This window comes from Limnohabitans sp. TS-CS-82 (genome assembly GCF_002943475.1).
Genome location: NZ_PTQX01000001.1, coordinates 215,053 through 239,738 on the forward strand (window position 1 = coordinate 215,053; position 24,686 = coordinate 239,738).

At 54.9% G+C, this 24,686-nt stretch carries 22 protein-coding genes; 5 read left to right on the forward strand and 17 right to left on the reverse strand.

The features are described from left to right. The first annotated feature begins 232 nt into the window (after window positions 1–232). Genes C5F52_RS30350 through C5F52_RS00990 form a run of 3 tightly spaced genes read left to right on the forward strand, consistent with a single transcriptional unit; the run spans window position 233 to window position 3,371 of the window. Entirely contained in the window at window positions 233–1,192 is a 960-nt protein-coding gene (locus C5F52_RS30350) for a ParA family protein (protein WP_255416338.1), read from the forward strand. Further along, entirely contained in the window at window positions 1,189–1,716 is a 528-nt protein-coding gene (locus tag C5F52_RS00985) for a hypothetical protein (protein WP_104796469.1), read from the forward strand. Before C5F52_RS30350 ends, C5F52_RS00985 begins: the two co-directional genes overlap by 4 nt. A gap of 29 nt (window positions 1,717–1,745) precedes the next feature. Then, the gene (locus tag C5F52_RS00990) at window positions 1,746–3,371 is read left to right on the forward strand and encodes an FMN-binding glutamate synthase family protein (RefSeq protein WP_104796470.1); all 1,626 of its coding nucleotides are present in this window, start codon (window positions 1,746–1,748) and stop codon (window positions 3,369–3,371) included. Window positions 3,372–3,433: 62 nt separating this feature from the next. Here C5F52_RS00990 and C5F52_RS00995 read toward each other — a convergent pair whose 3' ends face one another. From C5F52_RS00995 to C5F52_RS01030, 8 genes are read right to left on the reverse strand one after another with little or no spacing between them, the layout of a single operon-like run. After that, window positions 3,434–4,711, reverse strand: coding sequence for a hypothetical protein (locus C5F52_RS00995; protein WP_104796471.1), 1,278 nt, complete (start codon window positions 4,709–4,711; stop codon window positions 3,434–3,436). 2 nt (window positions 4,712–4,713) lie between these two features. Continuing rightward, entirely contained in the window at window positions 4,714–5,121 is a 408-nt protein-coding gene (locus C5F52_RS01000) for a hypothetical protein (protein WP_104796472.1), read from the reverse strand. 22 nt (window positions 5,122–5,143) lie between these two features. Continuing rightward, window positions 5,144–6,715: an SPOR domain-containing protein gene (locus tag C5F52_RS01005; RefSeq protein ID WP_104796473.1), complete on the reverse strand. Its 1,572-nt coding sequence runs from the start codon at window positions 6,713–6,715 to the stop codon at window positions 5,144–5,146. A 20-nt stretch (window positions 6,716–6,735) separates the two neighbouring features. Then, window positions 6,736–7,884: a flagellar biosynthesis protein FlhB gene (flhB, locus tag C5F52_RS01010; protein WP_104796474.1), complete on the reverse strand. Its 1,149-nt coding sequence runs from the start codon at window positions 7,882–7,884 to the stop codon at window positions 6,736–6,738. A gap of 1 nt (window position 7,885) precedes the next feature. Next, on the reverse strand, window positions 7,886–8,653 hold the full coding sequence (gene fliR / locus C5F52_RS01015) for a flagellar biosynthetic protein FliR (RefSeq protein ID WP_104796475.1): 768 nt from the start codon (window positions 8,651–8,653) through the stop codon (window positions 7,886–7,888). Between the two features lie 14 nt (window positions 8,654–8,667). Then, complete coding sequence (gene fliQ / locus C5F52_RS01020) at window positions 8,668–8,937, reverse strand: flagellar biosynthesis protein FliQ (protein WP_104796476.1); 270 nt, start codon at window positions 8,935–8,937, stop codon at window positions 8,668–8,670. 11 nt (window positions 8,938–8,948) lie between these two features. Further along, on the reverse strand, window positions 8,949–9,719 hold the full coding sequence (gene fliP, locus C5F52_RS01025; protein WP_104796477.1) for a flagellar type III secretion system pore protein FliP: 771 nt from the start codon (window positions 9,717–9,719) through the stop codon (window positions 8,949–8,951). Next, window positions 9,709–9,981 carry a flagellar biosynthetic protein FliO gene (locus C5F52_RS01030; RefSeq protein ID WP_104796478.1) on the reverse strand — a complete coding sequence of 91 codons (273 nt, stop codon included), beginning with the start codon at window positions 9,979–9,981 and terminating at the stop codon, window positions 9,709–9,711. Before C5F52_RS01030 ends, fliP begins: the two co-directional genes overlap by 11 nt. Window positions 9,982–10,085: 104 nt before the next feature. On the opposite strand from C5F52_RS01030, the gene C5F52_RS01035 reads away from it, so the two are divergent. Together C5F52_RS01035 and C5F52_RS01040 are read left to right on the forward strand one after the other, a co-directional pair. Then, the gene (locus C5F52_RS01035; RefSeq protein ID WP_104796479.1) at window positions 10,086–10,478 is read left to right on the forward strand and encodes a surface-adhesin E family protein; all 393 of its coding nucleotides are present in this window, start codon (window positions 10,086–10,088) and stop codon (window positions 10,476–10,478) included. 6 nt (window positions 10,479–10,484) lie between these two features. Continuing rightward, window positions 10,485–11,225, forward strand: a complete 741-nt coding sequence (locus C5F52_RS01040) for a hypothetical protein (RefSeq protein ID WP_104796480.1) — start codon at window positions 10,485–10,487, stop codon at window positions 11,223–11,225. Here C5F52_RS01040 and fliJ read toward each other — a convergent pair whose 3' ends face one another. The 9 genes from fliJ to C5F52_RS30150 all read right to left on the reverse strand — a co-directional run bounded on the left by fliJ (window position 11,226) and on the right by C5F52_RS30150 (window position 24,609). After that, window positions 11,226–11,666 carry a flagellar export protein FliJ gene (gene fliJ / locus C5F52_RS01045; protein ID WP_104796481.1) on the reverse strand — a complete coding sequence of 147 codons (441 nt, stop codon included), beginning with the start codon at window positions 11,664–11,666 and terminating at the stop codon, window positions 11,226–11,228. It lies immediately after the preceding gene. Then, on the reverse strand, window positions 11,663–12,982 hold the full coding sequence (locus tag C5F52_RS01050; RefSeq protein ID WP_104796482.1) for a FliI/YscN family ATPase: 1,320 nt from the start codon (window positions 12,980–12,982) through the stop codon (window positions 11,663–11,665). Before C5F52_RS01050 ends, fliJ begins: the two co-directional genes overlap by 4 nt. 2 nt (window positions 12,983–12,984) lie before the next feature. Beyond that, window positions 12,985–13,683, reverse strand: a complete 699-nt coding sequence (locus C5F52_RS01055; RefSeq protein WP_104796483.1) for a hypothetical protein — start codon at window positions 13,681–13,683, stop codon at window positions 12,985–12,987. Beyond that, complete coding sequence (locus C5F52_RS01060) at window positions 13,670–15,085, reverse strand: FliH/SctL family protein (RefSeq protein ID WP_104796484.1); 1,416 nt, start codon at window positions 15,083–15,085, stop codon at window positions 13,670–13,672. The genes C5F52_RS01055 and C5F52_RS01060 overlap by 14 nt, the downstream gene beginning before the upstream one ends. Continuing rightward, window positions 15,078–16,112 (reverse strand): flagellar motor switch protein FliG, encoded by a 1,035-nt coding sequence (gene fliG, locus C5F52_RS01065; protein ID WP_201746936.1) that lies wholly within the window; start codon window positions 16,110–16,112, stop codon window positions 15,078–15,080. The genes C5F52_RS01060 and fliG overlap by 8 nt, the downstream gene beginning before the upstream one ends. A 23-nt stretch (window positions 16,113–16,135) precedes the next feature. Next, entirely contained in the window at window positions 16,136–18,322 is a 2,187-nt protein-coding gene (fliF, locus tag C5F52_RS01070; RefSeq protein ID WP_104796485.1) for a flagellar basal-body MS-ring/collar protein FliF, read from the reverse strand. A gap of 20 nt (window positions 18,323–18,342) precedes the next feature. After that, complete coding sequence (gene fliE, locus C5F52_RS01075) at window positions 18,343–18,687, reverse strand: flagellar hook-basal body complex protein FliE (protein ID WP_104796486.1); 345 nt, start codon at window positions 18,685–18,687, stop codon at window positions 18,343–18,345. Next, entirely contained in the window at window positions 18,684–20,180 is a 1,497-nt protein-coding gene (locus tag C5F52_RS01080) for a sigma-54-dependent Fis family transcriptional regulator (RefSeq protein WP_236657677.1), read from the reverse strand. The genes fliE and C5F52_RS01080 overlap by 4 nt, the downstream gene beginning before the upstream one ends. A 418-nt stretch (window positions 20,181–20,598) precedes the next feature. Next, window positions 20,599–24,609 (reverse strand): flagellin, encoded by a 4,011-nt coding sequence (locus tag C5F52_RS30150; protein WP_104796487.1) that lies wholly within the window; start codon window positions 24,607–24,609, stop codon window positions 20,599–20,601. Window positions 24,610–24,686 lie beyond the last annotated feature (77 nt).

Genomic DNA, 24,686 nt, shown 5'->3' on the forward strand with positions numbered 1-24,686 from the left:
TAAAATTCTTTTAAAAATCAACAACATAGGAAATATTCTTAATATTGATTCTTTTAAATATATCTATGCATCTAAAAGTATTCAATTAGGCAGGCAAAAGCCGTTTCAGCCTCTATTTGCGGGTAAAACGGCACATTGACTGGCTGAGCGAGGCCCATGTAAATTCCATTCCCCGCTAGAAATTTCGGGCGCTTCTCAAATGCAGCATGGCCTCCATGCGAAGGATAAAAAGATGTCAACATTCAAAATTTTGGTCACCAGTCAAAAAGGTGGCGTCGGAAAAAGCACCGTTTCAGCCAACTTAGCCGCTTACTTGCGTCGCCAAGGCCAAACGGTCACCTTGATTGACTTTGACACCCACGGTTCCTCCAGCACTTGGTTAACACGCGCACCCAATATTGGTGTGGTGGTACAACACCATGTCTTGCCTTTGGACCAAGGCGGCAACCGTCCGATCTTGGATGCGCGTCTGCACTTGCGCCGCGCCGCCAGCAGCTCTGAAGTGGTCATTTGTGACCTGACGTGGACCGACTCCATCGCAGGCGAGCTGATGTTTGAATACGACTTGGTCATCGTGCCCACGTCCGTGTCTGAAATTGAAATGGCCGCCACCGCTGGCTTCCTGAGTCGCCACCGCTGGGTGTTTGACTCTGCCATTCACACGCCCCCCACACTCTTGGTGTGCCCCACACGTGTGCAACCCGAACAACTGCAAAGTGATGTGTTCTCTAAGCAACGCTTCCCTGTCAGCTTCATGCTTGCACCGCCTGTGCTGGAAGCCCAATCGGCCCGCGAAATGTTTGAACGCGGCTATTTGATGGACTTGCAAGATGCTTGTGGCGCCTCCTTCAACGAATTTGGTAAGTCTGTGTGTGCAGCTCGCGAAATGCGCGAATCTGCCCAAGGCATGCGTCAAACCAACAACTCACGCATCACCACCCCCACACCTCGCACGGCAGGTATGCCAAACGCAGCCACTGCGGGAGTGAGACGCAACAACGCGTTGGCGAACTCGGCTACGCTGTCGAGTCAATATTCCATCTTGGGGCGCCACCGCATGCAAAAAGTTCGACCAGAAGACATGGCCAACAAATCCGCACCACATGCGGGGACACCACCGTCCACACAAATTGCGTCCATGGGCATTCCCCAGTTCCTCAAACGCATGTCTATGGGCGTGATGAGTAAATGAGCACCGAACCGCAATTCTTGTCCTTCAAAGGACTCAAGCAATACACGCCTGAAGACGGGTGGGGGCAAGTCAATTCGATCTTGCAATCCCACACGCAGCAAGCATCGGCACCTGCACAGCCTTCGTACCAGCCTCAGTCACAACACGCTGCAGCACCAGAAAACGTGCCCACGTTGACGGAAACCCCTGAGGCCAGCGACAACGCATCACCCATGTTCGACCCACTCATCCATGAGTTGTTTGAGCAATTGCGTGTGCCTCCTAGCGACGAACTGACACAAACATGGCGCACCATCGCGGCTGAAGTGAATTTACTCACCCAGCGCATGGCTTTGCAACGCGAGTTGCAAGAGCGCTTGCAAAAGCTCGATCAAGATTTGCTCGATTTGCGCGGCACGATCTTGTCGCACCTCGCAGATGTGCAGCATGCGGCAGACCAACAACTGTCCTCCGCGCGCTTACGCGCCGAAGTCTCGGCTTTAGCGCAATCCAAACTCGCAGCCAAGCTGACCCACAAACGATAAACACCATCCAAGCCAAAGGAGCGCCTCGCATGCTGGACAAACTCAATCAGATTTATCCAGTGCGCTACACAGCGTTCATGGCCTCGGTGGTTTTACTGATCTTCACACTGCTTGGTGCAGCTGTGATGGGGCTGAGTGGTTGGTGGCCCGCGCTGTTTTTATGTCTCAGCGTCATCGGCCTGTACGACTTGCAGCAATCGCACCATGCGATCTTGCGCAACTACCCCATCCTTGGGCATTTGCGCTTCATGCTCGAAACCATCCGACCTGAAATTCGCCAATACTTTTTAGAGTCAGAAACCGAGGCTTCGCCTTTCTCGCGGGCTCAACGCACCTTGGTCTACTCACGGGCCAAGGGCGCTTCTGACAAACGACCTTTCGGCACACAACTGGACGTGCGTGCCATCGGCTATGAATGGATCAACCACTCCATCGCCCCCACCAAACTATCCGGTCACGACTTCCGCGTGAAAATCGGTGGCAAAGATTGCACACAGCCCTACGACATCAGCCTGTTCAACGTCTCGGCCATGAGCTTTGGCGCGCTGAGCGCCAATGCCATCCAAGCCTTGAACTTAGGCGCCAAACTGGGCGGTTTTGCGCACGACACGGGTGAAGGCTCGATCTCGCGTCACCACCGCGTCAATGGCGGCGATTTGATTTGGGAAATCGGCTCTGGCTATTTTGGCTGCCGCGATGAGCAAGGGCATTTCAGCCCCGAGCACTTCACCGAGAACGTGCGCTCACCGCAAGTGAAGATGGTGGAGATCAAACTCAGCCAAGGCGCTAAACCTGGACATGGCGGCGTTTTACCCGGCCCCAAGGTCACAGAAGAAATCGCAGAAGCACGCGGCGTGATGGTGGGCCAAGACTGCGTGTCTCCCGCCACCCACAGCAGTTTCACCACCCCCTTGGAATTGATGGCCTTCATCCAACAGCTGCGTACCTTGAGCGAAGGCAAGCCCGTGGGCTTCAAGCTCTGTATCGGTCACCCCTGGGAATGGTTTGCGATTGTCAAAGCCATGCTAGAAACCGGCATCCAGCCCGACTTCATCGTGGTCGATGGCGCCGAAGGTGGCACAGGCGCCGCGCCGCTTGAGTTCTCAGACCACATGGGCATGCCCTTGCAAGAAGCGCTGCGTTTGGTGCACAACACCTTGGTCGGCGCAGGTTTGCGCGATGCCATTCGCGTCGGTGCCAGCGGAAAAATCGTGAGCGCCTTTGACATGGCACGCACTTTGGCACTGGGTGCTGATTGGTGCAACAGCGCGCGCGGGTTCATGTTTGCACTGGGCTGCATTCAAGCCCAAACCTGTCACACCGGCAATTGCCCCACCGGGGTCACCACCCAAGACCCCACACGTCAAATGGCACTGGTCGTGCCCAGCAAAGCCGAGCGCGTGCACAACTTCCACACACACACACTGGAAGCCTTGCAAGAATTGATGGAAGCCTCAGGCTTGCAAACGCCGCATGACTTCACACCGCGCCACATCATGCGCCGGGTGAGCGAAACGCAAACACTGCATTTGTCTGACCTGGTAGACACCATCGCACCCGACGCCTTGCTGAAAAATGATGTGAGCGCATTGCCTGCGGTGTTCAGCGATTGGCCGCTGAGCAGCGCAAGGAGCTTTGCAGTCCAAACGGCATAAGCCCAAACTCCCATGAAAAAAGGCGGCCTAAAGGTCGCCTTTTTTCGTTCATCCACCAAAGATCAGTCAGGAACGCGAGGGTACTGAATGGGTTTTTCCCGCACGATGACTGGCTGAGGCGCTGCGGCTGCGGCAGCAGCTGCGCGGGCTTTCTCTGCCGCGCGCTCAGCGGCAGCGGCCTTTTCTGCGGCAGCTTTGTCAGCCGCCGCTTTGGCTGCACGGGCTGCTGCCGCACGTTCGGCAGCGGCACGTTCAGCGGCAATTTGCTCAGCTGATTTCTCTTGTTTCTCAGGCTGCATGCGCATGGCCACTGCACGCTCGGCAGCCGCTCTTTGCTGCGCCAAACGCTCAGCAGCAGAGGCTTTTTCAGAGGCAGCGGCAGCTTTTTGTGCATCAAAAGCCGCCTTCTGTGCATCGCCCGCAGCTTTGGCCGATTGCGCAGCTTTGTCTGCAGCTTTTTGAGCCTCCCCTGCTGCGGCAGCAGCCTTCTCCACCGTTTTCTCAACGTTCTTGATGGCCGCTACTTCTGCGGCCGTCTGTGCGCGTTCACGCACTTGCACAGCCGCATTCAAATCAGATTTGATTTTCTGAATTTCAGTCAACAACACTTGCGTGCTCGGTCCTTGCGGCGCGGCAGGTGCGGGTGGTTGGACACGCGCAGATGCTTTTTCGGCCACAGACTGCAACTTCGAGTCAAACGACTGGAGCTTGCTTTCCAAACCCGTCAACTGCTTTTGCATGTCCTTGAATTTGAGGTCGCTGGACTTGTTGGCTTCCACCGCCACCACCGCAGGCATAGCGGCCATGCTCTTGCCGATTTCTTCCAAGCGTTTCGCAACTTGGGTTTGGGTGGTGATGACTTCGTCTTGCTTTTCGGTAATTTCAGAAAAGTCAGAATTGGTTTTACCGATCGCCGTCAGGCTGGCATCGACCTCGATCACACGCTTGGCCATGGCATAGACCATGGTGTCGAGCTCTTTGATGGACTTGCTCATCTTCAAGGTGATGGCAAAGAAAATACCCATCGCAATCAACAAACATGCGCAAAACGCCCCCAACATGATGCGTGAATGCATCACATTGCGGCGGTTGTTTTCTTGAATCTTGGACACCACAGCGCGCATGGTGGCACTGACGTCAGCCGCAATAGAAGCCGAACGTGTGGAGACCTCAGCGGAGTCAAGCACCACCGATGTCAGTTCTTCAATTTGACGTGCCACCTCGTTGGTGTCTAGCGATTGAGACGCGATTTCGTTCAAGCGGTCCGCAGTTGCCCCAACATCAACGATGGCTTCTTCAGGCGTGACCACCTCTTCTGCAGTTTTCTGTTCTTCAGCCATGTTCAAGCCTTTGTTGTCTTGTTTCGTTCATCAAGCCGGTCTAGGCGGGCGTTGAGTGTGTGTATGTCGTCCGTGAGCTTGCCCATGCGGACATGTAGCTCTTCAACCCATAGATCGGCTTGAACTGGCGCGTCTTGAGTGGCCTCTGTGGGCGCGGGGTGCGCAGACACCTCAAACACCGGTGCAATTGGCAGCGCTTCGGCTGGCGCCTCATCGACCAGCTCGGTGAGCGTGGGCACCTGAGACAGCGCTTCGGCTGTTAAGCCTTCAGCGTCTGGGGATAAATCAGGCACCGAAATATGGGGCAATGACTCAGGTTGATAACCCGGCTCAAACGGCGGAGGCTCGACATGAATACCTTCATGCACAGGCGCATCAGTGAGGCTGGGTTGGTCGTGTTCTTGGCTCATAAGGCGCGTTCCTAGCTAGGCGTCAGGACTTCGTAAATTGGGTTTTCATCGACTTGGTGCTACGCAACCAGCCTTTGGCCAGCAATGGGCTGGACTGCATGAACGTATCGGCTTGAGTCTTGGTTTCAAAAGGCCCAGCCACCAAAATGAAATAGCGCTTGCCCGAGTCTTTGTGGCGCGCACGCATGATGCGGGCCTTGGCATAAACCGCATTGCTGCGCTGAAAACTGCGCATCTCATCTTGCGTGTCCATGGCGGCCAGTTGGACCACATAACCATTGGTGGGCAATTGGTTGACCCATGCCTCATCTGAATTGGCCTCTGGTTTGGCTTCCGCCTTTGCCTCAACCTTGTCAGCGGGCTTCTTTGCCTTCGGCTCGGCCGATGCGACAGCGACGGGTTCAGAAGCCACCACCGCAGCGGGCACGGCCGACACAGCCATGGCACTGGCCGCAGAGGCCACTTGGTCGGCTTGGCTCGCCACGCGCGCAGCATCGCTGGCCACGGATGCGGCCAGCTCTGCAGCAGCCAAGGCCTCGGCACTTGCGGCTGCAGCAGCGGCAGCAGCACTGGCCGCTTCATCAGGGGCAGCCACGGCGGGTGTGCCGCGCAGCAGATATTTCTTCAACAACTCAGCTTCTTCCAGCACCAAATCTTTGTACATGAAGCCAAACGTAGCCATCGACAAAAGCAAGACCAACAGCACCCAACCTGCGTACGATTTGCGCGCAGGACGTTTGAACAGGTCCACATCGGCAGATGCCGCTGTTGCGCCAGCCAAAGGCGTTGGCGAACTCAAGGTAGGTTCACGTGAGGCGTCGGGAGCAAGCGCAGCAGCAGATGCCGTCACAGGCGGCACAGATGGCGCAAGGGCGGGCGCAACCGATGACAAGGGAGGCGGCACAAACGCGGGCAAAGGCTCGACCTCCAACTGGGGCTCTTGCTTTTTACCAAAGCCTGGCACGCGCCAAGCCGTTTTGGTGGGGAGGTTGAGCAGCTTAGACACAGGCGTCACTTCATCGCTGAGCGTGGGTGGCTCTGGCAAGAAAGAAGGCTCAATCAAGGTGGGTTCAGGATCGGGTGTGGTAGCGACCCAATCGGTTAATTTTTGCTTGGCCTCACCAGCTTCGGTTTCAACTTCCCACTTGAGCAAGTTTTTGCCAAACGCTTCCAACTTGCTGTGGTAGTTGCCAGCGCTGTTGATGAGCAAAATCACGCTGATGTTGCCAGCCGGAAAACCATTGACCAAACGGGCCAACAACTGCAACTCAAAGTCTTGCATCAAGATCGAGTCACGGAATAGCAAGAAGCGACGTGGCGCGTGTTTTTTGTCTTTCTCCAGCGCTTGGTCGAGCGTGATTTCAGACAGAATTTCGTTGAACTTTTGAACCAGCTTTTCTGAGTTGGTCGAGCTGCACCACTCGATGTGGCTTTCACCCTTGGCGCGCAGACGCTCTTCAAACAAGCTGCCGTAGTCATCGAGCACCCTGTCGTGGTCGCTCAACACGGCAAGATTGATACTGCCTTCGGTCAAAGACTTCAGGAGGATTTCAAATCGCAACCGGTCACCGGGGCTTTGGTAGATGTCAGTCATGCAGGCTCAAACTTCGGGTCTTAAGAGTTCATCAAAGCGCCGTTCGAATCGAACTTCATGTCGTTCGGAACGGAGGGCGATGGTTTGACCACTTCCTGGCCACGACCATAAGACTGGTTCAGGCTGAACACATAGGCAATGACCTGCGCAACAGCGTGGTACAGCGCCTCTGGAATCGGATGATCCAGCTTGGTCGTGAAGTATAAGGCGCGAGCCAACAAAGGCGCCTCAAAAATATAAACGTTGTGCTCTTTGGCTTCCTCACGGATACGAGCTGCCAAGCCGTCTTCGCCCTTGGCAATCAAGAGCGGCGCACCGTCACCCATGGGGTCATACGACAGGGCCACCGCAAAGTGTGTGGGGTTGGTGATGACCACGTCAGCATCTTTGACTTTGCTCATCATCTTGTTGTTCAAGATTTCATGTTGGCGACGGCGGATTTGGCCCTTGACCTCGGGGTTACCTTCCGAGTTCTTCATCTCGTCGCGCACCTCTTGCTTGGTCATTTTCAGTTTTTCGTTCAACTGATGGCGTTGCAGTGGCACATCGACCAAGGCCACCAACACCAGACCGAGGCTGAGCCAAACACATGAATCCACAATGATGGTGCCAGCCACTTTGATCGCGGCATTCAGATCCATCTGCGAGATATGCGTGAGGTCTTCCAAGTTGTTCATGACCGAGACCAACAAAATGGCACCGACCAGCAAGAACTTGATCAAGGCTTTGCCCAAATTGATCAAGGCATCTTTGCCAAACATGCGCGCCAAACCCGTCATCGGGTTGAGCTTGCTGAACTTGGGCATGACCATTTGGGGCGAGAAGATCAATCCCCCCGCCAACGTGGTCGACAAAATAGCGATCACATACAGAATGGCCATCAACGGCAACACAATCAAGAAACCATCCACCATCGAGTTACCAAAAATTGCGGGCAGCAATTCGGCCTTGTCGGTGATGCGGCGATCAAACTGCAACTGGCTTTTGAACAAGCTACTCATGCCGTTGAAAATTTGGTGCCCCATCATGCTGAAAAACATGGTGGCGATCACCATCATGGCTGCAGGCGCCAATTCTTGCGAACGCGCGATTTGCCCGTCTTCACGGGCTTTCTTCAACCGCTGCGCCGTGGGTTCTTCGGTTTTGTCTTGGCCGCTTTCTTCCGACATGTCAGCCTCCCAAATACGAACGCAGCATCATGAATGCCTGCGTCCATACCCAATCAATGCGAGCCACGTTGTTGCCCATTGAAAAAATCATGACGATGAAACCCGTCAAGATCAGCGCGGGAAAGCCCACGGTAAAAATATTCAAGCTGGGTGCCGCACGGGCCACAAAACCCAAACCCACGTTGATGAACAGCAACGTCATCATCACAGGCAAAGCAATCAACAAAGCACCCAAAAACATCATGGAGCTCCAGTTGATCATCTTGCCCAACATGTCTTGGCTGAAAAACGGCTGGCCAATGGGGATGAGTTTGAACGATTCCATCACCAAGCCAAACACAATCAAATGGCCACCCATGCCCAAGAAGACCAGCGTGCCCATGATGTTGAACAACTGCGATAACACCGGCACGCTGCCCATGTTGGGGTCAACCATGTTGGCCATGGACAAGCCCATCGAGCCCGACATGGCTTGGCCGGCTACCACCAAGGCGGCCGAGGCCACTTGGAACACCAAGCCCATGGTTAAGCCAATCAAAATTTGACGCGAAATTTCCATCAAGCCGTCGGCAGTGACAGGATCAATCTTGGGAATCTCAATTTGCTGCGATACAAAAAATGCCATCGCAAACGCCAGTGACATGCGAATGCGCATATTCACCGCACGGGCCGAAAAAATAGACGTGAACGCCAAAAACGCAGACAAGCGAAGCAATGGCCAAATGACGACCAAAAACTTGTCTAGGATTTCAATGAGCGAAGCGTTCATGGCGTCAAGGCGAGTTACATGAACAAGCTAGGGATGCGGGTGAAGATACTCTTGGTGTAGTCCACCATCGTATTGATCATCCAGCCACCGGCCAGTGACATGGTCAAACCAATCGCCAAAATCTTAGGAATAAAACTCAAGGTTTGCTCGTTGATCGAGGTGGCGGCTTGAAAAATACCCACCACCAAACCCACGATCAAACCCACCGCCAGCAAAGGGCCTGAGATGATCATCGTCATCCACAGGGCCTGGCGGGCCAAATCAACAACTGCTGCGCTATCCATGATGCGGCTCCTTAAAACACAAAGCTGTTGGCCAGCGAGGCCATCAACAGCGTCCAACCGTCAATCAGCACGAACAGCATGAGCTTGATCGGCATCGAAATGATCATGGGCGACAACATCATCATGCCCATGGACATCAACACGCTGGCAACGATCAAATCAATCACCACAAACGGGATGTAAATCAAGAAACCAATCGTGAATGCACTCTTGATTTCAGACGTGATGAACGCTGGCATCAAGGTGGTGAATGGCACTTGCGTGGCATCTGTCAATTCACGACGGTTAGAAATTTGCATGAACATGGCAATGTCGTCTTCACGGGTTTGCTTGGTCATGAAATCGCGCACAGGCACTTCGGCTTTGATCAAGGCTTTGTCAAAGTCGAGGTTGCCGTTCATGTATGGGCCAATCGCTTCTTTGTAAACCGTCTCAAACACGGGCGACATGATGAAGAAGGTCAGGAACAAAGCCAAACCGACCAATACGGTGTTGGGCGGCGTTTGCGCGGTGCCAATGGCTTGACGCAAGATCGAGAGCACGATGATGATGCGCACAAAAGACGTCATCATCAACAGCATGGATGGCAACAGCGTGAGCGTGGTCATCAAGCCCAGCAATTGCAGGCTCATGCTGTACTGCTGACCACCTTTGCCAGCGCCCGACACGTTGACCAAGGGAATGCCTTGGGCGTGGGCCATCATGGGCAACGAAGCCAACGCCACCAAGAGCAAGCCCAAGATGACGTAGAGAATTTTTTTGGTGATGGGCTTACGCAGCATGGCTGGCCTCCTGCGTCCAAGCGTGCAGTGTTTTCACTTCTGCGGGGCTGACACTGGCCAGCACCATTTGGTTGTCGACTTGGATCAACACCATCTTGTGCTTCAAGCTCAAAGGCAAGGCCTCCAGCACTTGAATGCGTTTTTCTTCGGTACCATTCGCTGCAAAACCGCGGTTGCGCTTGACCCACCACAGGGCGCCGCATAGCAGCAGCAACACGCTGAGCGTGCTGGCAATGAATTGACCCCAATCGAAACTTTGCATGATGTTTTTCCTGTGCGCGATGACGGTTTTTTGACACTGGACGTGCCTATCTCTAGGGGTATTGCAAGGCACGTGCCAGCTTCTCGGCACGGTATAGTTATTTCATGCATCACCTCAAAGCCCTCCTCCTTGCCAGCCTCGTGCTCACCAGCAACCTCACGCTTGCCGCTCAGTGGATGGCGGTGGGTTTGTTTGACATCGGTACTTTTTATGTAGACCTCGACAACATCACCCATGCGGGCGAGAACCACAAAGCGTGGACCATGCTGGACTACCGTGATCCCAAAGTACACACCCCCACCGGCAAGAACTTCAAATCCACCCGCATGCAAATGGAGTTCAACTGCAAAGAACAAACCGTGCGCACCCTATCGCTGTCGTATCACACCGGTGTGCGTTTGAGTGGCGACACCTTGTCGACCGAAGGTGTGATTGGCCCGTTTGAGCCTGTGCCACCCGAGACCCCCATTTTCAAAATCATGCGTTTGGTCTGCTAAGCACACATGGGCTTGCTTCGCGATCTGATCCATGCAGGCGGCACGGGTGGCCTGAACTGGCACGTGCATGCGCATTACGCGCGCAAGCGCTGGCAACCCACGGTGCAGTTGGTCGATCAGTTCTTGGCGCAAGTCACGCCAAAGTCTGACCACTTGTTGCTCATAGGCGGTAGTGCTGGCTGGATGATGCCGCCAAGCTGGTTGGCGCGTTTCAAACGCATCGATGCTTACGACATTGACCCTTTGGCACCTTGGCTGTTCGACTGGCGCCATGGCCGCAGCCTCAGGGCGATGGGTATTGAGGTGCATCACCATCGCTTAGATGCGCTGGTGGCTTTGCCAGAAATCTTGAACGAACGCCCACAAGCTTGCATTTGGTTTGACAACGTGCTGGGCCAACACCGCTACCGCGTGCGTGATGAAGCGCGTGTGGAACGCGAACTGGGGCAACTCAAAACCACACTCCAAGGCCGCAACTGGGGCAGCTTGCATGATGTATTGTCAGGCCCCACCGATGGACGCTTGCTGCCTGCAGGTTTGAATGTGTGGAGCCACCACGTCTCGGCCAAGCAAGGCATGGTGCCTGCGTTTTCACAAAAGCTGTTGGCCAGTGTGGGCGCCAAAGAGGTGTGGCAAGACCACCTCACGGGCCATGTGTTTGCACCAGATACGCACACCACATGGATGCCTTGGGCGTTCAAACCCAGCTACTGGCATTGGCTGCAAGCGGGTTGGGTCAGTGCTTGATCAGTGCTTGAGGTTGTAAAGAGTGACGCCTGCGGCATCCATTTCTTTTTGCTCGCGCTTGCGATGAAAATCACGCACCGCCTTGAGGTCTTGTTCGACCAAGGTTTCCATTTGGATGCGTTTTTGCTCAGCCGCTTTAAGGGCTAAACGTTTGACCTCGACCGCGTGCTGCGCCTCCATCAAGTCAATGTCTACACGACTGATGAGGGACTGCAATTGCTGCATGAAACCCCGAAAATTCAACGTCTCAGACATGCTGTGAGCGCGGCTTTCTGCCTCTTTGCTGCGTCGCATGTAATCAACATACAGCAAGTTCATACGTGCACGGCTTTGCTCTAAATGCGAAGCACGGTCACGTTCTTTCTTAAGCTCTGCGAGGGCTTCATCGCATTTTTCTTTGGCTTTCTTGGCCAACACAGGCCATGCGGCGCGTGGCTTCATGACAGCATGTGGCTCAGTTGGTTGCGCGTCATCGCGTAGTCCTGGCCCTTGTCCATGTCTTGGCGCAAAAAGTCCACCATTTGCTCGCGCAGGCGAATGGCGTCGTCCAACTCGGGGTTGCTGCCCGCTTCGTACGCACCCACTTGCACCAAATCGGCGTTTTGTTGGTAGACCGACCACAAGCGGCGCAGCTTGTTGGACTGCTTCAATTCTTCGGGGCTCACCAAGGTTTGCATCACACGCGAAATCGAACCGTTCAAGTCAATTGCGGGGTAATGCGCTTGGTCCGCCAAGCGACGTGACAACATGACTTGACCGTCGAGCGACGCACGCGCGATGTCCACAATCGGGTCGTTGCCGTCATCGCCTTCAGCGAGCACGGTGTAAATCGAGGTGATCGAGCCATGGCCATGGCGGCCTACACCACCACGCTCAATCAAGTTGGGTAACAAAGCAAACACGGAAGGTGGATAGCCTTTGGCAGTCGGTGGCTCGCCAATGGCCAAGCCAATTTCGCGTTGGGCATGGGCCACACGGGTCAAGCTGTCGCACAGCATCAACACGTTTTTGCCTTGGTCGCGGAAATATTCAGCCACCACGTGTGTCATGTGCGTGGCCTTGAGGCGCAGCACAGGCGACACGTTGGCGGGTGCCGCAATCACCACCGATTTGGCCAAGCCCTCTTCACCCAACGATTCATGAATGAACGCCTGCACTTCGCGGCCACGTTCACCAATCAAACCAATCACCACGATGTCGGCTTTGGTGAAGCGCGTCAGCATGCCCAAGAGCACGCTCTTACCCACACCAGAGCCTGCGACCAAACCAATGCGTTGGCCACGGCCAATCGTCAATGCGCCATTGATGGCCTTGACACCCACATCCAAAATGTGGTCAATCGGACCGCGCTCCATGGGGTTGAGCGGGCGGCCCAACAGGCTGAGCTGATCGGGCAAGTGCGGCATGGGCTTGCCATCAATCGGCATGCCTCGACCATCAATCACGCGGCCTAAAAGTTCGTTGCCCAAATTCACCATGCCGGAGTTAGACATCACGCGCACCGTGTCACCAGGGCCCACACCGACGGGGTCGGTGAAGGGCATCAGATACAAAGTTTTGTCGTTGAAACCCACGACCTCGGCTTCCACGCGGTGGCCGCCTTGGCCAATCACTTCGCAGCAGGCGCCCAAGGGAGCCATGATGCCGCGCGTCTCCAAAGTCAGTCCCACCAAGCGCACCAAGGTGCCGCTGCGTTGCGGCTCAGGCGTGCGCAGCTTGGGCAAGCTGGTCTGAACTTCTTTGGCAAAGTCGAGCATGTTTATTTACCGACCTGAATCATGCCGCGAATGACATTGGCCACGCGACTCTGGTCGGCTTGCACCACCATGCGCACCACGCCCACTTTGTCTTCGTAACTGTTGGCGCTGTTGAGCAACTCTGGCGGAATGGTTGGCTTCTTGGCTTTTTGTTGTTCTTTGCGGATGCGCTCTTTGATTTCGGCCAAGGTCTCGCCTTCGCGAATTTCAATTTCACCTTCGCCCAAAGCTTCTTCTTCGTTAGCCGCTTCTGCGGTCTCGGCTGTGGTGGCCTCCCCTTCTGTGGGTAAGGCATCTGCGGTCACTTCTTCTGCGTGCGTTTCCACCGCATCAGGCGTTGCAGACTGTTCAGCCACCATCTCAGGCGCTTCATCCACCACAGGTTCTGGCACCACTTCAGCCACAGGCACGGGCACCACTTCGGGTGCTGGCTCGGGTTCGAACACAGGCTTTGGTTTTGGCTTTTCGGGTTTTTCCAAAAGCAACATTTGGTATTTGATTTTGTCGGCGCGTTGGGCCTCAAACAATTCGGCTTTGCGAATCATCTCGCGCTCCACCGCTGCAACCGCTGCTTTTTGCATGTCGCTGTTCGATGCTGCATGGCCCACCATATTGAGCACAAAGGGGCGCACGATGGTCACGATCACGACCATGAAAATCAAACCCATCAACAAAGTATTGATGACATCAGGAATGAACATCGCCGTCCTCCGCTTCTTCTTGAACTTCTAAAATTCGTTGTGCCAAAGGCGATTTGGCACGCCACTCGTCCACATCGACCAGCAGGGCACGTGCCAAGCCTTCGAGTCGATGTGCGACCAAATCTTCCACCACCGTGTCATTGGCAAACACGCGCACACTGCCCATTTGCATGTCATGCACGGCTTCGAGGCGCATGCCTTGGATGAACTCAGAGGCATGTGTTTGCAAGCGCTCTTTGTCTTGTGGGTTGAGTTCCAACACCACGGCACCATGCACAGGGTGATCTAACTCATCCAAGCAGCGTTGCACCAAGCGCTCAATGGCTTTGCTGGATGTTTGCAGCTCACCCACCACCACTTGCTCTGCAATGTGCAGGGCGAGGCGTTTGAGTGGCTCGAAAAATTTCTTTGGGTCTGCAATCAAAGCACCCAGTTCGGTCGAGACGTTTTCAAACAGCACACGTTGCGCAGCCATTTCTTCGGCCACCGCTTCACGCGCTGCTGTGTCACCTTCGGCCAAACCTTGTGCTTTGCCCTGCTCTAAACCTTGCTGCAAGCCCTCTGCCAAACCTTCAGCTTTACCTTGCTCGAGTCCTTTGGCAAGGCCCTCAGCCATGGCTTTTTCAACCGCTTCGGCCAACTGCACCGCAGCTTCTTCTTGGGCTTGGGCCAGGCCCTTGGCAAATTGTTCGGCTTCGCGTTGTTCCACCTCTTCAGGAGGAATGCCACCGACAACCGCAGGCAACTCAGGCTCTTGCGGCTCGGTGATCACAGGGGCTTCTTCAGCCACCACCTCTGCCACGGCGTCTTCGCTCGCAGCCAGTGTTTCAGGTGATGTTTCTAAATGAACCACCACAGGCTCAAGCGCATCCACAGGTGCGGCCTCCAACACCTCGGCTTCAACGATCACCTCGTCCGGCACATCGGGATGAATCACGATGGGGTCGGCCACTTTGTCGTCTGACGTGATGGGGCTGACCACCAAAGTTTCAGCCAATTCGGCTTGCGCCATGGCACGTTTCAACACCTCGGCATCCACGTTGGCACGCAGCTTCGAGACGCGCGTGGCCCCGAAGTGGTCCATCACAAACGGCAAATGCTCATTGGTTTCTGTGCCTTCTTGGGGCGCAGGTTTTTCTTCACCAAACGATTCGTTGCGGTACTCCCCCTCTAGCAGCGCCAGCGAGGCTTGTGCCTGTTTGCTCAGCGGCTGCTTGGTGGGCTGGTAATGCGCGGCCGAGAACCCGCTGGACTTGGCGGGAAAGCCAAGCTCAGCAAACGCCTCTGGCTCATCGCTGGTCCAGCTGGTCGTGGCATAGCCACGGCTGCTCAACTTTTTAGCGATGCCGGCATTGGGCTGCCAAGGAACGTCAGCCCGAGCGGGATGGGGTTGATTAAACAAAGTCTGCGCCGCCCAAGATCAATTCGCCCGAATCGGACAACTTACGCGCCTTGCGCATGATCTGCTTTTGCGCGTCTTCCACGTCGGCCATGCGTTGTGGGCCTTTGGCTTCCATGTCGTCGCGGAACATACCGCGCGCACGTTCGGACATGTTGTCGAAGAAGCGCGCTTGGCAATCTTCGCTGGCGTTTTTCAAAGCCATCATCAACAAGTCTGGCTCCACCGCACGCATGAGCACCTGAATGCCTTTGTTGTCCACGCTGACCAAGTTCTCGAAGGTGAACATGTTGTCTTGAATCTTGAGCATCAAGTCGGGGTCGATTTCATTCAGGCCACTCATGATGCTGTTTTCCAGCGCAGTCTTCGTCAAGTTCATGATCTTGGCTGCGGCTTGCACGCCACCAAAACTGGATGACTGTGCCGATGCGTTCTTAGAGAACTGTTGCTTCATGATGGCTTCGAGCTCGGCCATGGCAGACGGCTGCACGGTGTCCAAACTGGCCACGCGTTGAATCACTTCAGGGCGCACATCGGGTGGCAAATAGTTGAGCACGTCAGCGGCCACTTCGCTCTCCAAGAGCGACAAGATGATGGCCACTACCTGGGGGTGCTCGCCGCGAATCATGTCGGCAATGCCACGGGCGTCCATCCACGTGAGGATGTCCAAACCTTTGGTGCCTTGGCCCGGCATGATGCGGCCCAACACCGAAGCGGCTTTGTCGTCACCCAAAGCCAAGCGCATGACTTTTTCAACATAGTCCGCACCACCGATGCTGACGTTGTTTTGATTTTTCAAGTGGTCGACAAATTCGTCGAGCACAAAGTTGACGGCTTCTTGTGAGAAGTTAGCCACCTGCACCATCGCAGCGCCCAGGGCTTGGACTTCTTTGGGGCTCAGAAATTTGATGATTTCCGCTGCTTGCTCTTCGCCCAGCAACAGCATCAACACGGCAGCACGCTGGGTGCTGGTAATGCCTGCGAGCTCGGCCCGCAGTTTGTCGGTCATCACAATAGTGTCGTCAGCCATGATTCAAATCCTCGGAAAATTTATTACTTCTCGATCAAGCTCTTGAGCACACCCGCCACGCGGGTGGAGTCCTCAGCCATGATCATGCGAATCAACGCCACTTTATCGTCATACGAATTCGCTGTGTTGAGCAAGTCGGCAGAAATCGACTGCTTCTTAGGCTTCATGCTCGCCATGCGGGCCTTGACCTCTTCTAGCGTTTCGCCTTCTTCAATTTCAATGTCGGCACCTTCGGCCTCTGCGGCTTCTGCGGCGGCGGCATGTGCAACAGCGTCAGCTTCAGCTTCAACCGCTGCTTTGGCAGCCATCTCGACAGCCAAGGCTTCGCGTTCAGCAGCCAAGGCTTCTTCACGCAGACGGGCTTCTTCACGCAAACGAGCTTCTTCAGCGGCCTTGGCTTCGGCAGCCAGTCGTGCTTGCTCGGCCGCATACGTGGCTTCTTGAGACAAGCGGGCAGACTCTTCAGCGGCACGCATGGCCTCTTCAGAAATACGCAGCATCTCGCCGTCGTGTGATTTCTTGGCAAAGGCGGCAGCGGCTTGGGCTGCTGCATTCTCAGCGGTCGCCACATCAATCGCCATCTGGGCTTGGTTGGTGGCTGCATCAGCAGCAGCCGCAGCCAAGGCTTTGGGATCGATCTCGGGGGCCAACAAGCGGCGCACCATCGGACGAACCACCGTCAAGAGGATGAGCAAGAAGATGCCACCCACCACACCGGCGTTCACCATGACTTGGTAGTTTTCATCACGCCACCATGGAATCACAGTGGGGTCGTACTGAGGTTCAAACTTGGTGCCCACCACAGTGACCACGTCACCACGGTCGTTGTTAAAACCAACAGCGCCTTTGACCAATTGGTTCAAGCGTTCGATTTCTTCTGGGGTGTAAGGCACTGAGGTTGGGGTTGAACCGTCGGCGTTCTTTTCGACCTTGGCACCCGGGGCCACAGGACGTTCGTTGATCAACACACCCACACCAATTTTGGTGATCGTGCCCATGGCACCTTTGGTGTGACGCACGGCGCGATCGAGTTCGTAGTTTTTGGTGCTACGGGCTGTCACTTGCACGCCTTTTTCGCTCACGCCCTTTAAGGGGTCGGCGTTGGTTTGCGTGGTGGCTTGTGGGTTGGTCGGCGCTGGCGGTGTGTTGGACAACGAGCCAGGAATACCAATCGCATCACGGAAGGTGTTGCGGTCTTCCACAAACAATTCAGAACGTGTCTTGGGACCTTTGTCTTGGCCATCAAATTCTTCGTTGGTCACTTCGGTTTGTGTGAAGTCCAAGCTCATACTCACCTGTGCGGTCACGTTGGTCTCGCCCACGATGGGCGCCAACAACTGGATCAAGCGGGTGCGATAGAGGTCTTCCATCTGTTGCTTGTGTGTCAACTGTTGTGCGGTCAAGCCCAAAGGCGCTTCCGTCAACATGTCGTTCATCAAGCTGCCAAAGTTATCGACCACCGACACGTTTTCTGGTGCCAAGTAAGGCACGCTGGAAGCCACCAACTGGATGATGGCTTGCACGTTGGCCGATGAAATGGTGCGGCCAGGCAAACGCGTGATGATCACAGAAGCCTTGGTGGGTGCGCGGTCACGCACAAACACGCTTTGCTTGGGCGCGGCCAAATGCACACGTGCTGTTTTGATGCCGCCGATTTGCACAATGCTGCGCGCCAGCTCTTGCTCCATCGCGTTGTTGTAGCGCACCTGCTCCATGAACTGGCTGGTGGTCATGGCGGGCATGTCTTTGAGGTTGTCCATGCCAGACGCTTCGGTGCGTGGCAAACCTTTAGAAGCCAGCAACATGCGGGCTTCTTGGTAACGGGTGGTGGGCACAGAGATTTGGCCAGTGTTGGCATCAACCTCTGGCTTGTACTCACCGGTCTTCAAGGCTTCGATGGCCAACTGCTTGTCTGCATCGTTGAGCATCAACACCAATGGACGGTAAGGCGTGGGCTTCATCGAGGTGAAGAACACAGCCACTGACATCAGCAGCATGAAGATCACCACGAAAGGCAAAGCCTTGCGCACGCTGGGTTGGCGCAACACGTCCATCACCACCGCGCCTGGGCCTTCTTTGGCGTTGAGCCATGCGGGCATGTTGTTCGCATTGCCTGCGGCTGAACCGTTGGCGCTGTTCGCGCCAGTGGTTTCAATGCCTGTGGCCACGGGCATGCCCACAGCGTTCATGTTTAAGGTATCAGTTGCCATATCAGTCTCTCAATCCTGTATCAAACAGGCATGTTCATGATTTCTTCGTACGCTTTCATCACTTTGTTGCGTACTTGCAAGGTGGCTTCAAAAGCCAGCGACGATTTCTGCATGCTCAACACCACTTCGGTGAGGGGCACTTCTTCGCCACGGTCGTAGGCGTCTTGCATAGAGGATGACTTCAGTTGCGTCTCGTTGACGCTGTCGAGTGCGTTTTGCACTGACTTGAAAAAGTCAGGTTGGCCTTGAATCTTGGCGGGTGATGTTTCACCAGCAGGTGAATTCACACCGGTGGCCTGCGTCTGGTGCGAACGCAGGGTTTCAATCATGGATTGAATATTGGCGTTGGAGATGCGATCAATCATGCGGAGGCTCCTTCATGCATGCCACGGGTGCGCATTTGCGCCAGCTTGTAGCGCAAGGTGCGTGGGCTGATGCCCAACTTGGCAGCCGCTTCCATGCGGCTGTCGGTGCTTTGGATGGCGGCCATGATCACTTGCAGCTCGCTGGCTTTGACCGCGCTGTCCAAGTTGATGGGCGCTGCTGGCTCTTCACGCATCTCGATCGGCGCCATGGGCGCTGGGTTGTATGCAGAGACAGGGGCGTAATACGTTGGCGTTACAGCAGCTGGCATCAAAGGGGCAGCCGGTGCGACAGCCACAGGCATGTCCACTACTGGGGCTTGTGGCAAAGCCTCCGTCATCGCTGGCATGGCTTGCTCGTCCATCTGTGCATCATCAAACATCAAATGTGCGGGGCTGATGGTGCGGCCACCGCTCAACACCACGGCGCGTTGCACCACGTTTTCGAGTTCGCGCACATTGCCAGGCCAGGGGTAGCTTTGCAACTGCACCTGCGCTTCAGGCGTGACCGTGAAAGGCAAACCACCTTTGACATGACGGGCCAGAGACTGAGCCACCAAAGGCACGATGTCGCCTGGACGGTCTTTCAAGGGCTGAATGCGCAAGCGGAAAGTACTGATGCGGAAATACAAGTCTTCGCGGAATTCGCGTTGCTCGATGGCGAGCTTCAAATCTTTGTTGGTCGCCGCGATCACGCGGATGTCGAGATCGATGGTGGCTTCGCCGCCCAAACGGTTGAGTTTTTTCTCTTGCAAGACGCGCAGCAACTTGGCTTGCAAGTTCATGGGCATCTCGCCAATTTCGTCCAAAAAGATGGTGCCGCCGTGGGCTTGTTCAAACAAACCTTTGTGTTCTTTCAAAGCGCCGGTGAAAGCGCCCTTCTCGTGACCGAACAACATGTCTTCGATTAAGTGCTCTGGCATGGCCGCGCAGTTGAGGGCCACAAACGGGGCCTTGGCGCGAGGTGAAGACTCGTGTAACACACGGGCCAACACTTCTTTACCTGCTCCCGTAGGGCCCACCAACAAAGCAGTCACATCGGTTTGTGCCACGCGTTGAGCCAAGGCCAACAAATGCTGGCTGATGGGATCCACGAACACGTAGCTCTTGGTTTTGAGTTCAGGAGCGTTCAAGCCTTTCACAGCGCCTTGCCAAGCTGCGGCAGACCACTCGTCTGACGACAACACATGCAAAGCCCCCAAACGCATCGCGTCCACAGCCACTTCCATGCGGCGACGGTCCACGCGGCACAGCACGGGCACGGTGTGGCCAAGTTGGGCAATGAGGGTTTGAACTTCTTGGAGCAGCTCGGCGCTATCGCCCAAGCGAATGACCAGCACATGTGCGCGGCGCAGAGCCAGCGTGAGGTCGCCCAAGGTAGAAACAGTTTCCAGACTGATACCTGCGGCATCCAGCTGGGCGCGATCTGCGGCGTCGATTGGACTGAAAGGGTCCAACCACACAGCATGAATTACGTTGACAGAAGAAGCATTCACTTTGAGTACAGTCCGAAATAAAGGTAAGACTGTTATGCAAAGGCCGTGCCAGGTCGTTTTGTAACCTATGTAATTAAATTAATGTGCGTAATGGGCCTGCGAAGGTCAGTTTCTCGACGTTGCGACGAGTTACCGACAGGCTTATTAGAGGCTTTTTGGGCCTTATTCGCTGATTCTTGCTTGGCTGGTTTAGGCGAGAAACCGCCACAAAACCGCCCGTCCGTGCGCAGCACCTCCAAAGAGGGAACCACTTTCGAACGAAAGCCCATGAGCTTGCAGCCATAAGGCATGCGTACATCCCAAGTGATCGCCATGTAGCGACACTCCCAGCAATTGGGCCCCTTCGGTAAGGGTGAAGATGGAGGCGTAGTGCCTTGGCTATTCATGCCTGAACTCAGATGAGTAGCTCTGGGGTGGATTAACCGCCCAAGAGCTTGAGCACTGACTGCTGGCTGGTGTTCGCTTGCGCCAACACTGCCGTCGCGGCTTGTTGCATGATTTGTGTCTTCGCCAACTCGGTAGAAGCCTGCGCATAGTCCGCATCTTCAATCTGGCTGCGAGACGCAGACATGTTCATCGACACGTTGGTCAAGTTGTTGATCACGTGGTCGAGTCGGTTCATCACCGCACCCATCGTGGCACGTGTGGCGTTGACCTTGTCCATGGCGCTGTCGAGCATGTTCAACACAGCTGTCGCACCGTCACGGGTATTGATTCGCACTTTGCGCGCATCTTCAGCCAAATCGGCATCCGCTGTGATTTGACCCGTGATAGGACCACCCTTGCCAAAGTCAGCCAAATCGATCGTGATGACTTGGTTGGCACTCGATCCCACTTGGAAAGCCATGCGGCCTACGCGTGGTGGATCCATGTCTTGACTTGCACGGCCACCGAAGCTGCCTTCGTTGAAACCCAGTGCAGAGAAGTTACTCATGGGGCCAAAACCATCCGCACCGCTGCGAATTTGGATAGGACGACCCGTGATGTTCATCATGTTAGGAGGCAAACCATCGGCGCCAGGCAATGCTGGTAACACCGGTGCATCTGACGTCAATTTGACAGTGCTGTAGACGGTTTTGATATCCATCGCACTGACAGGTGCAGACGAGCTGCCCAACACGTTGGTCAAATAAGCTGCACTCATGTCCACCGCAGACACGTCAGTCTTGCCTTGTGAATTTGGCGTGATCGTGCCCAATTTCAAAGTTTGTGTGCCTGCAGTGCTGACGGTCGGACCGCGCAGATCAAATGCAGTGCCTGGAACCGTCGACGTGATCAGCACAGATGCTGTATCCGAAGGATCCACTTCAACCTTGATATTTTTCAAGCCGGCTGTGCCGCTGATGGCCAAAGCCAAAGCTGATGCAGTTTCGACTGGCGTAGCGCCATCTGGCAAAACCGCTGTTTCGACCTTGACGCCGTTGATGTACACCGAAGCTTTTTCGCCCGGCGTCGCACCCACACCGCCGGCTTTGATGCGCGATTGCTGAGCAATCGCACCACCTTTGTCCAAACCGAAGTTGGCGGCAGTCAGTTCATCTTTGCTGGAGTCAAGCCAGACCGACAAGTTGCGACCGTCTGTTGCCAGGGTCACGCCTTTGCCGTTGTCTGTCGCAGTGACACCATGCTGGCCAATGCGTTCGTTGATCGCCGCCACCACTTTGGCACGGCGTGCTGTTCCGGTTTCGTTCTGAACAAAATCAACTTCAATTTTTGTACCGTTGACCCACAACTCTTGTTTGCCACTGACAGGCGTGCCGGTGTTGGTGAAGATACCTTCACTGACAGCGGGGTTAGCCTCAGCCGTGACACCCGTCAAGCTGGTGCTGGCGTTGATGGCCGCAGCCAAAGCCAAACCACTGGCAGATGGGTTGCTGCTGGAGACGAGTGTGTTTGAAAACTTGTCGTCGTCCGCGGTTGTTGGGCGAATCTTGATGCCATTGATTTCAAGGTCATCCATGCCCAAGTTTTTGGTGGCTGCCACTTGGTTCGCAGTGACCTCTGTCGCTGCCACACTGATGGTGGCGCTCGAGCTGACTTCTGCAGTCAATGTGTATGACTCGCCAGGCGTGCGCGCTGTCAACAAAATCTCACCCAAAGTTTTACCCTTGGTTGCGTAGACGCCCAAGATCGACTTGGCATTGATTTGAGCAATCAAATCTTCCGCCACGTCTTGTGGCTGGTCATCCACAACAGCCGCTGCAGACGTAAAGGTTGTGCCATTGATGACAATACTTGCGGTGTCGCCCACTGCGGGGTTTGAGGTCAACAAGACACTGCTCACCTGTGCCACCGACGCTGCGACGGGTTCACGAGAGCGGGTATTCAGAATGGATTCGTTCTTAGAGAAGTTGCCACTCACCAAACCTGCGCGGGTGATATCGCCCGTTGCGCTGGCACCCAGCACCACTGGCGCTTGAATTTTTGATTCCAAAGAAATCGTGGAGCTTTGAACACCTTCACGCAAACCCACACGTTGGCCAAACACCATCGCATTGCTTGAGTCAGAAGTTTCAAAACGCACTTCGATGTTGCGACCATCGGGCGCCACCAGGCTGATGCCTTTGGTGTCTGAACCTGAGTCAATCGCCGTCACACCTGTGCGGTCGCTGATCAAGTTGATCGCACGCACCACGTTTGAACGTGTGGCTTGCGAGTTATTAAAAATCGTTGAAATGTCAGCCGATGCATAACCGTTGACAAACACCACACCTTTGGTCACGGGACCACCAACCATCGATTGGCCGGTCATGATGTTTTCATTCACTTTGGCAAACACGCCTGTGCCGGGTGTCCTGACCGCATATTCAGTCGTGGTGTTGACCACACTGGCCATGCCGGTCGCGCCTGGCACCACTTCTAATTTGGAGACGTTGCCCTCTTTCGATGGAAAGTTGACACCAATCACAGCAGAGCCTGCTGCGTAAACCACGCTGCGGTCTGTGCTGTTGTCATACAAAGGGCTGGCTTGCATGGCAGCCGCAATTTTGGCGGCAGCCAAGGCAGGCGTGTTGTCGTCATTCGTCAACACCACGCTCACACCGCCGACCGTAATCGTGCCGGGCATCGGTGTGCCGCTCAAGGTGATGGACTGTGCCTCACCTTGTGAAATACCTTGATCCACCGCCATGCGGTTGATCGCTGCAGCTTTGGCAATTGCACTGCCAGCTGCGTTGTTACGTGGTGACATCAAATCGTCAGCGGCATGCGATGGGCCAATGATGACGCCATTGATCGTCAAGTCACCTTCACGCAAGTTAGGAATACTGCCAGCCACGCCTACGCTCATCGTGACACCGCGTGTCGCAAAGTCCAAGCTCGCGCCTGTTGCGTCTTGCATGGTGTAAGTCAAGTCACCCGAAATGACCGAACTGTTCAAACCATCGGCCTTGGCAAACTTCACCACAGCTGGGCTTTGTGTCAGCACAGTACCCGTCATGGTGATTTGTTTGTTGTCAGTGGTCGTGAAAGTCGCTGTCACAACTGAATCATCTGCTGCCGCCTTGGCCACACTGAACGCCAAAGAACCGCTCTGTAAAAATTTGCCGTTATCGGCAAACACTTCGGCAGATTGAGTCGCGGCTTCTTGTGCTACTTCAACACCGTCTGCAGACAAGCTCAAGCCAGTTGCGGCCGTGTTGACACCCACAATGGCTAAGCCCACGTTGCCATCGGCCACGTTGTAGTTCAAATACATCTTGCCGGCTGTAACTGCATCTTCACTGATGGTCATGCCACGTGAGCTGAAGGTCGTGGAGTTGTTCAAGGTTGTCTTGATTTTTTCAACTGCCAAAGCCAATGTGTTCTCAGAAGAGGTGATTTGTACCGTCACACCCGCAATCGTGATGTTGCCGGGAGTTGGCGTGGCACCTGACAGTGTGAAGGTTTGCACCTCGCCTGCATCAGCGCCCGTCAATGTGCGAGCCGTGGTAGGCGTGATGAACACATCGCCAAATTGGTTTTCGGAGGTGACTTTATAAACCGGCATTTCACCGACTTGCTCACCCGCCTTACCGTTCAACACGGGGAAACCGTTCCACTCGGTGTTGTCGGCAATTTGAACAATTTGCTGCTTGAGCTGTTGGAACTCTAGGTCCAAGTAGCTACGGTCAGCATTGTTGTTTGTATCGTTGACGGCTTGAACGGCCAACTCACGCATGCGTTGCATCATGTCTGTGATTTCATTGGTCGCACCTTCAGCCGTCTGAATCAGACTAATGGCGTCACCCGCATTACGCACGGCTTGATTCAAGCTGCGAATTTGATGCGTCATGCGCGTTGCGATCGACATACCTGCGGCATCATCTCGTGCTGAGTTGATTCGCTTACCTGTCGATAACTGTTGCATTGCGACGCTCTGTGCGCGACCGGACGAACCGAGCGCCATCTGCGAAAACAATGCTTTAACGTTTGTGTTGATAACTGCCATTTTTTTCTCCTGACCTTAATTGGTCAATCAAACCCACCACTGGTTAAGCACTTACCGTGCCAACTATTTTCGACACT

Coding starts and splice junctions, on each gene's coding strand:
- fliP (WP_104796477.1), bottom strand. CDS start 9,719: ATGCTGCGTAAGCCCATCACCAAAAAAATTCTCTACGTCATCTTGGGC.
- C5F52_RS01040 (WP_104796480.1), top strand. CDS start 10,485: ATGGGCTTGCTTCGCGATCTGATCCATGCAGGCGGCACGGGTGGCCTG.
- fliE (WP_104796486.1), bottom strand. CDS start 18,687: ATGATTGATCGCATCTCCAACGCCAATATTCAATCCATGATTGAAACC.
- C5F52_RS00990 (WP_104796470.1), top strand. CDS start 1,746: ATGCTGGACAAACTCAATCAGATTTATCCAGTGCGCTACACAGCGTTC.
- C5F52_RS01005 (WP_104796473.1), bottom strand. CDS start 6,715: ATGACTGACATCTACCAAAGCCCCGGTGACCGGTTGCGATTTGAAATC.
- C5F52_RS01000 (WP_104796472.1), bottom strand. CDS start 5,121: ATGAGCCAAGAACACGACCAACCCAGCCTCACTGATGCGCCTGTGCAT.
- fliR (WP_104796475.1), bottom strand. CDS start 8,653: ATGAACGCTTCGCTCATTGAAATCCTAGACAAGTTTTTGGTCGTCATT.
- C5F52_RS01035 (WP_104796479.1), top strand. CDS start 10,086: ATGCATCACCTCAAAGCCCTCCTCCTTGCCAGCCTCGTGCTCACCAGC.
- C5F52_RS01050 (WP_104796482.1), bottom strand. CDS start 12,982: ATGCTCGACTTTGCCAAAGAAGTTCAGACCAGCTTGCCCAAGCTGCGC.
- flhB (WP_104796474.1), bottom strand. CDS start 7,884: ATGTCGGAAGAAAGCGGCCAAGACAAAACCGAAGAACCCACGGCGCAG.
- C5F52_RS00985 (WP_104796469.1), top strand. CDS start 1,189: ATGAGCACCGAACCGCAATTCTTGTCCTTCAAAGGACTCAAGCAATAC.
- C5F52_RS30150 (WP_104796487.1), bottom strand. CDS start 24,609: ATGGCAGTTATCAACACAAACGTTAAAGCATTGTTTTCGCAGATGGCG.
- fliJ (WP_104796481.1), bottom strand. CDS start 11,666: ATGAAGCCACGCGCCGCATGGCCTGTGTTGGCCAAGAAAGCCAAAGAA.
- C5F52_RS01030 (WP_104796478.1), bottom strand. CDS start 9,981: ATGCAAAGTTTCGATTGGGGTCAATTCATTGCCAGCACGCTCAGCGTG.
- C5F52_RS30350 (WP_255416338.1), top strand. CDS start 233: ATGTCAACATTCAAAATTTTGGTCACCAGTCAAAAAGGTGGCGTCGGA.
- fliQ (WP_104796476.1), bottom strand. CDS start 8,937: ATGGATAGCGCAGCAGTTGTTGATTTGGCCCGCCAGGCCCTGTGGATG.
- fliF (WP_104796485.1), bottom strand. CDS start 18,322: ATGGCAACTGATACCTTAAACATGAACGCTGTGGGCATGCCCGTGGCC.
- C5F52_RS00995 (WP_104796471.1), bottom strand. CDS start 4,711: ATGGCTGAAGAACAGAAAACTGCAGAAGAGGTGGTCACGCCTGAAGAA.
- C5F52_RS01055 (WP_104796483.1), bottom strand. CDS start 13,683: ATGTTCATTCCTGATGTCATCAATACTTTGTTGATGGGTTTGATTTTC.
- fliG (WP_201746936.1), bottom strand. CDS start 16,112: ATGGCTGACGACACTATTGTGATGACCGACAAACTGCGGGCCGAGCTC.